The organism is Pseudomonas sp. H26/SER47-MNA-CIBAN-0231, assembly GCF_040310465.1.
Taxonomy (GTDB): Bacteria; Pseudomonadota; Gammaproteobacteria; order Pseudomonadales; family Pseudomonadaceae; genus Aquipseudomonas; species Aquipseudomonas atacamensis.
This window is the reverse complement of sequence record NZ_JBEOPW010000003.1, coordinates 463273-470278: the sequence shown is the minus strand read 5'-3', so window position 1 is coordinate 470278 and position 7006 is coordinate 463273. Positions and strand designations below refer to the sequence as shown.

6 protein-coding genes are annotated in these 7006 nt (G+C 59.3%); 4 read left to right on the top strand and 2 right to left on the bottom strand.

The window, feature by feature from the left end; all coding sequences use genetic code 11:
* Positions 1–145 precede the first annotated feature (145 nt).
* Positions 146–1366, bottom strand: coding sequence for a CaiB/BaiF CoA transferase family protein (locus AAEZ10_RS07490; protein ID WP_350568611.1), 1221 nt, complete (start codon positions 1364–1366; stop codon positions 146–148).
* A 14-nt stretch (positions 1367–1380) separates the two neighbouring features.
* On the bottom strand, positions 1381–2562 hold the full coding sequence (locus tag AAEZ10_RS07485; RefSeq protein ID WP_024015035.1) for an acyl-CoA dehydrogenase: 1182 nt from the start codon (positions 2560–2562) through the stop codon (positions 1381–1383).
* A 157-nt stretch (positions 2563–2719) separates the two neighbouring features.
* Between AAEZ10_RS07485 and AAEZ10_RS07480 the strand changes: the two genes are divergently transcribed.
* From AAEZ10_RS07480 to AAEZ10_RS07465, 4 genes are all read left to right on the top strand, one after another.
* Complete coding sequence (locus AAEZ10_RS07480) at positions 2720–3619, top strand: LysR family transcriptional regulator (RefSeq protein WP_350568609.1); 900 nt, start codon at positions 2720–2722, stop codon at positions 3617–3619.
* A 434-nt stretch (positions 3620–4053) separates the two neighbouring features.
* On the top strand, positions 4054–5175 hold the full coding sequence (locus tag AAEZ10_RS07475) for a Re/Si-specific NAD(P)(+) transhydrogenase subunit alpha (RefSeq protein ID WP_110644714.1): 1122 nt from the start codon (positions 4054–4056) through the stop codon (positions 5173–5175).
* A 15-nt stretch (positions 5176–5190) separates the two neighbouring features.
* Complete coding sequence (locus AAEZ10_RS07470; RefSeq protein WP_003220416.1) at positions 5191–5511, top strand: NAD(P) transhydrogenase subunit alpha part 2; 321 nt, start codon at positions 5191–5193, stop codon at positions 5509–5511.
* A complete protein-coding gene (locus tag AAEZ10_RS07465) occupies positions 5511–6944 on the top strand; it encodes an NAD(P)(+) transhydrogenase (Re/Si-specific) subunit beta (protein WP_350568606.1) in 1434 nt (477 codons plus the stop codon). Before AAEZ10_RS07470 ends, AAEZ10_RS07465 begins: the two co-directional genes overlap by 1 nt.
* Positions 6945–7006: the final 62 nt, after the last annotated feature.

Genomic DNA, 7006 nt, shown 5'->3' with positions numbered 1-7006 from the left:
TTCGACTGCGCCGGAAGTGGGGCGAATTATAGACCTCTGGAATCTGCCGTCAACCGTTAATTTCGCTTTTCTTTCAATAACTTGCGTATTGGTTAAAAAACATTCAATCAGATGAGAAAAGAGCTTCTTCTATATAGAAGAAGACTTAAAGGACGCCTTCCTCCTTCAACATAGCCACCGCGCCTGCCCCCAGACCCAGCACCCGCTGCAGAACCTCTAATGTGTGCTCACCTAATAAAGGAGGCGCATGACGATATTCAACGGGCGTCTCCGACAATCGAATCGGGCTGGCCACCTGGGGCACCATCCCCGCCAATGCATGCGGCAGTTCGATCGCCAGACCGCGCGCCTTCACTTGTGGATCCTCAAACACTTGCGACAAATCATTGATCGGCCCACAAGGCACGCCCGCCTGTTCCAGTTGTGCAACCCACTCGGCAGTCGTCTTGAAGACCGTAGCTTGGCGGATCAACGGGATCAGCACCGCGCGGTTCGCTACCCGCAGCTTGTTGGTCGCGAAGCGCGGATCATCCGCCCACTGCGGTTGGCCAGCCACCTCTGCGAACTTGCGGAACTGCCCGTCATTACCCACGGTAAGAATGAAGTCACCATCCGCCGTAGGAAAGTCCTGATAAGGCACGATGTTGGGATGCGCATTTCCCAGACGCTTTGGCGCATTGCCGGTGGTCAGGTAGTTCATCGCCTGGTTCGCCAGACACGCGACCTGTACATCCAGCAACGCCATATCGATGTGCTGGCCGCCACCGTCGTGATCGCGATGAGCCAATGCCGCGAGGATCGCCACCGTCGAATACAGCCCGGTAAGAATATCCGTCAGCGCCACGCCCACTTTCACCGGGCCAGCGCCTTCATCTCCTTCAGGTCGACCAGTCAGACTCATCAAGCCGCCAAGACCCTGAATCATGAAGTCATACCCTGCACGCTTGGCGTAAGGGCCGGTCTGGCCGAAGCCGGTGATGGAGCAATAGATCAGATTCGGGTTGAGCGCCTTCAGCGACTCATAGTCCAGACCATAGGCCGCCAGACCACCTACTTTGAAATTCTCAATCAGAATGTCCGACTTTGCCGCCAGGTCGCGCACCAGCTTCTGCCCTTCAGGGCGGGTGAAGTCGATGGTGACCGATTGCTTGTTGCGGTTTGCCGAGAGGTAATAAGCCGCTTCCGACGTGTTCTCGCCGTAAGCGTCTTTAAGGAAGGGCGGACCCCAGGCGCGGGTATCATCACCATTGCCCGGGCGCTCGACCTTGACCACTTCGGCGCCAAGATCGGCGAGGATTTGCCCGGCCCAAGGCCCGGCCAGCACTCGCGATAAATCCAGTACCCGTAGATGCGACAGCGCGCCCATGGTCCGCCCTCCTATTAATAGAACGCCTGCAGACCGGTTTGTGCACGCCCGAGGATCAGCGCGTGAACGTCATGGGTACCTTCATAGGTATTCACCACTTCCAGGTTGACGAGGTGACGGGCCACGCCGAACTCATCGGAGATGCCGTTACCACCGAGCATGTCGCGCGCCATCCGCGCAATATCCAGCGACTTGCCGCAGGAGTTACGCTTCATGATCGAAGTGATTTCAACGGCGGCGGTACCCTCGTCCTTCATCCGGCCCAAGCGCAGGCAGCCTTGCAGTGCCAGGGTGATCTCGGTCTGCATGTCGGCGAGTTTCTTCTGTACCAGTTGCGTCGCGGCCAACGGGCGACCGAACTGCTGACGGTCCAGAGTGTATTGGCGCGCGGTGTGCCAGCAGAACTCGGCGGCGCCCAGTGCGCCCCAGGAAATGCCGTAGCGTGCGGAGTTGAGGCAGGTGAAAGGACCTTTCAGACCACGCACGTCCGGGAAAATGTTCTCTTCCGGCACGAACACGTTGTCCATGACGATCTCACCGGTGATCGAAGCGCGCAGGCCGACCTTGCCGTGAATCGCCGGAGCGCTCAGACCTTTCCAGCCTTTCTCCAGAACGAAGCCACGGATATCGCCGGCATCGTCCTTGGCCCAGACCACGAATACGTCAGCGATCGGACTGTTGGTGATCCACATTTTCGCGCCGGTCAGGCTGTAGCCGCCATCGACCTTGCGAGCCCGGCTAATCATCGCGCCCGGATCGGAACCGTGGTTCGGTTCGGTCAGACCAAAGCAACCGATCCATTCGCCGGAAGCCAGCTTCGGCAGATACTTCTGTTTCTGTGCTTCGGTACCGAATTCGTTGATCGGCACCATCACCAGCGAGGATTGCACACTCATCATCGAGCGATAACCGGAGTCGACGCGCTCGACCTCACGTGCGATCAAGCCATAACTGACGTAATTCAGACCGCTGCCACCGTATTGCTCGGGAATGGTGGCGCCGAGCAGGCCGACTTCACCCATCTCGCGGAAGATTGCCGGGTCGGTCTTTTCATGCCGGAAAGCTTCAAGCACACGCGGCGCCAGACTCTGTTGAGCGAACTGGGCGGCGGTGTCGCGGATCATCCGCTCTTCTTCGGTGAGCTGTTGATCCAGCAGCAGGGGATCGATCCAATTGAAACTAGCTTTACCGCCCATGAGTGTGCCCTCGCAATCGGGTGAATTAACGTGGCATTGATCCTAGGCGCGGTTCGCCATCGCGGCAAACGAGGATTTCGCATCCTGTTGTGCTAATTTCTCACTCCGAAACGTCGCGAATTGCCTTTTATGCAGCGTATTAGTGAGGTTGACGTACATGCGCAGGAAGATCCCCAGCACCGCCGCACTGATCAGCTTCGAAGCCGCCGCCCGCCATGAGAGCTTTACCCGGGCCGCTGAAGAGCTGTCGCTCACCCAGGGTGCCATTTGCCGACAGATCGCCAGCCTTGAGGAATTCCTCAGCGTGGAATTGTTCCGGCGCTCGCGACGTGGAGTGAAACTGACCGAGGCGGGTCTTTCCTACAGTCGCCGGGTGGCGACTCAGCTCGATGCAGTGGAGCGCGACACCCTTTCGGTGATGGGCCAGCAGGGCACCAACGTCATCGAGCTCGCAGTCGTCCCGACCTTCGGCACGCAATGGCTGCTGCCACGGCTCAAGGATTTCCAGCTCAAGCACCCGGAAGTGACCGTCAACCTGACCAACCGCACTCGGCCATTCCTGTTTGCCGACACCGAATTCGATGCCGCGATCTACTTCGGTGATGCCGACTGGTCGGGTACCGAATCCCACAGGTTGATGGGCGAAAATCCGATGCCGGTGTGCAGCCCCGCCCTACTCGGCGATCGCAAGCAACTGACAGCGCAAGCCATCGCCGAGCTACCGCTGCTGCAGCAGACCACCCGACCTTACGCCTGGCGCCAATGGTTCAACTCGCAGCAACTGAATATCCCTCGCGACATGACAGGTCCGCGCTACGAGCTATTCTCCATGCTTGCCCAGGCAGCCATGCACGACATGGGCGTCGCGCTGATTCCGCCGTTTCTGATCCAGCGCGAGCTGGCAGAGAAACGTCTGGTGGTTGCCAACCCTCAAGCGCTCTCCAGCATCAAGGCCTATTACCTGATGATTCCGGAGCGAAAGGTCGAATCGGCATCGCTGAAGGCATTTCGCGACTGGCTGGTAAATCAAGCGCAGAGCTACAGCCTAGAAGAATAAAGGCTCTGCGCAATACTTAACCCCGTAGTCAGAAAAAACAAAGCCCTACAGATATAACTATTTGTCGCTTTTGCGCAGACTGTATCCGAAAGTCGTACAGACGTCCCACAAGCTGCCAAACACGTGGCTTTGAGCCTCTAATGGCGACTCATTACTGCCTATTCACGCCACCGATGCGAATTTTTTTCAAATTCAGCCAGAATCCATGCAGGGCACGGCCTGCAAGGGGTTCAACTGGCCATCTGCGACATTCGGTCACGGCATGACTTGTAGTTAATTTTCCGTCACCCGTCATAATCCCTTGAAGGGCATAAAGTTCGCCTGCAAAATGCCGCGCCCCGCCCTGATTCGGCGGGATCGTGCTGATCGGCCGCCCCAGTCGCACCATCCGTAGTGCATGGGTTTACTCAATAAGATCACGCAGGAGATTTGACGTGCACATTGGTGTTCCTCTCGAAACCCAGACCGGTGAAACACGGGTTGCTGCAACCCCGGAAACCATCAAGAAGCTGATCAGCCAAGGCCATAAGGTCACTGTGCAAAGCGGCGCTGGCGTCAAAGCCAGTGTCGTCGACAGTGCCTATGAAGCGGCCGGCGCAAGCATTGGCAGCGCCAATGACGCGTTTGGCGCCGAGCTGATTCTCAAAGTGGTCGCGCCAAGCGATGCCGAACTGACGCTGATCAAGCGCGGTACGGTGCTGGTGGGCATGCTCAACCCGTTCAACAACGAGACCATCGCGAAGATGGCCGAGTGCGGCATTACCGCGTTCGCCCTCGAAGCGGCGCCGCGTACCTCGCGGGCGCAGAGTCTTGATGTGCTGTCGTCGCAGGCGAATATCGCCGGCTACAAAGCGGTGTTGCTCGCGGCTCACTATTACCCACGCTTCATGCCGATGCTGATGACTGCTGCGGGCACCGTGAAAGCGGCGCGGGTGCTGATTCTCGGCGCAGGCGTGGCCGGTTTGCAGGCGATTGCCACGGCGAAACGCCTGGGTGCGGTGATCGAAGCGTCTGACGTGCGTCCAGCGGTGAAGGAACAGATCGAATCCCTCGGCGCGAAGTTCGTCGACGTGCCTTACGAGACCGATGAAGAGCGCGAATGCGCCGTCGGTGTCGGCGGTTACGCGCGGCCGATGCCGGCGAGCTGGATGCAGCGTCAGGCGCAGGCTGTGCACGAGCGCGCCAAGCAGGCCGATATCGTCATCACCACCGCGCTGATTCCGGGCCGCAAAGCGCCGACGCTGCTCAGCGCCGAGACCGTGGCACAGATGAAGCCGGGCTCGGTGGTCATCGACCTCGCCGCCGCCCAGGGTGGCAACTGTCCCCTGACCGTCGCCGATCAGGTCGTTGTGGAAAACGGTGTGACCATCGTCGGCCCGACCAACCTCGCCGGTGAAGTCGCTGCCGATGCTTCGGCGCTGTACGCACGCAACCTGCTGGACTTCCTCAAGCTGGTGTTCACCAAGGAAGGCCAGTTCGACGTCAACCTCGAAGACGACATCGTCGCCGCGTGCCTGATGTGCCGCGACGGCCAAGTCATCCGCAAAAACGCCTAAGCAGGGATTCAGACGATGGAAGAGCTTATCTCCCCCGGTATCTACAACCTGATCATCTTCGTGCTGGCGATTTATGTCGGTTACCACGTGGTCTGGAACGTTACGCCTGCGCTGCACACGCCGTTGATGGCAGTCACCAACGCGATCTCGGCGATCGTGATCGTCGGCGCCATGCTCGCTGCTGCGCTGACCGTCACGCCGCTGGGCAAAACCATGGGCACGCTGGCCGTGGCACTGGCGGCAGTCAATGTGTTTGGTGGCTTCCTGGTCACCCGCCGCATGCTTGAGATGTTCAAGAAGAAAGCCCCGAAAGCAAAAGAAGAGGCGCCGAAGTAATGAGCATGAATCTCGTCACGACGCTCTACCTGATCGCGTCGATCTGCTTTATCCAGGCCCTCAAAGGCCTGTCGCACCCGACCACTTCGCGGCGCGGCAACCTGTTCGGCATGCTCGGCATGGCGTTGGCGATCCTCACCACCGTTGGCCTCATCTATAAGTTGGGCGCCGAGCTGGCCACTGCCGGTATCGGTTACGTGATCGTTGGCCTGTTGGTCGGCGGCACCGCCGGTTCGATCATGGCCAAGCGCGTTGAAATGACCAAGATGCCGGAACTGGTAGCGTTCATGCACAGCATGATCGGCCTCGCGGCGGTGTTCATTGCCATTGCGGCGGTAGTTGAGCCGCAGTCGTTGGGTATCGTTAAACAGCTGGGCGATGCGATCCCGACGGGCAACCGTCTGGAGCTGTTCCTCGGTGCCGCCATCGGTGCGATCACCTTCTCGGGTTCGGTGATCGCCTTCGGCAAGCTCTCGGGCAAATACAAGTTCCGCCTGTTCCAGGGCGCACCGGTACAGTTCGCCGGTCAGCACAAGCTCAATGCGGTTCTGGGTCTGGCCACGCTGGTTCTCGGCCTGACCTTCATGTTCACCGGCAACCTCACGGCGTTCGCGCTGATGCTGGCGCTGGCGTTCGTGATGGGCGTGCTGATCATCATCCCGATCGGCGGCGCCGACATGCCGGTGGTGGTGTCGATGCTCAACAGCTATTCCGGCTGGGCGGCGGCGGGCATCGGTTTCTCGCTGAACAACTCGATGCTGATCATTGCCGGCTCGCTGGTGGGTTCGAGCGGTGCGATCCTCTCGTACATCATGTGCAAGGCGATGAACCGTTCCTTCTTTAATGTGCTGCTCGGCGGCTTCGGCAATACGGCAGACGCAGGTCCTGCCGGTGCGCAGGAAGCCCGTCCGGTGAAATCCGGCTCGGCTGATGACGCAACCTTCCTGCTGACCAACGCCGACACCGTGATCATCGTCCCGGGCTACGGTCTGGCAGTGGCCCGTGCACAACACGCACTGAAGGAACTGACCGAGAAGCTGACCCATCGCGGCGTGACTGTGAAGTACGCGATCCACCCGGTGGCCGGTCGGATGCCTGGGCACATGAACGTCCTGCTCGCCGAGGCCGAAGTGCCTTACGACCAGGTGTTCGAGATGGAAGACATCAACTCCGAGTTCGGTCAGGCCGACGTGGTGCTGGTGCTCGGCGCGAACGACGTGGTCAACCCGGCCGCGAAGAACGATCCGAAGTCACCGATTGCCGGTATGCCGATTCTCGAAGCGTTCAAGGCCAAGACCATCATCGTCAACAAGCGCTCGATGGCCAGCGGCTATGCCGGTCTGGACAACGAACTGTTCTATCTGGACAAGACCATGATGGTTTTCGGCGATGCGAAGAAAGTCATCGAAGACATGGTCAAAGCGGTCGAGTAATTCACCACTGCAATAGCGAACGCCCCGACTTGTCGGGGCGTTTTTGTTTGCGCCAGACGCTG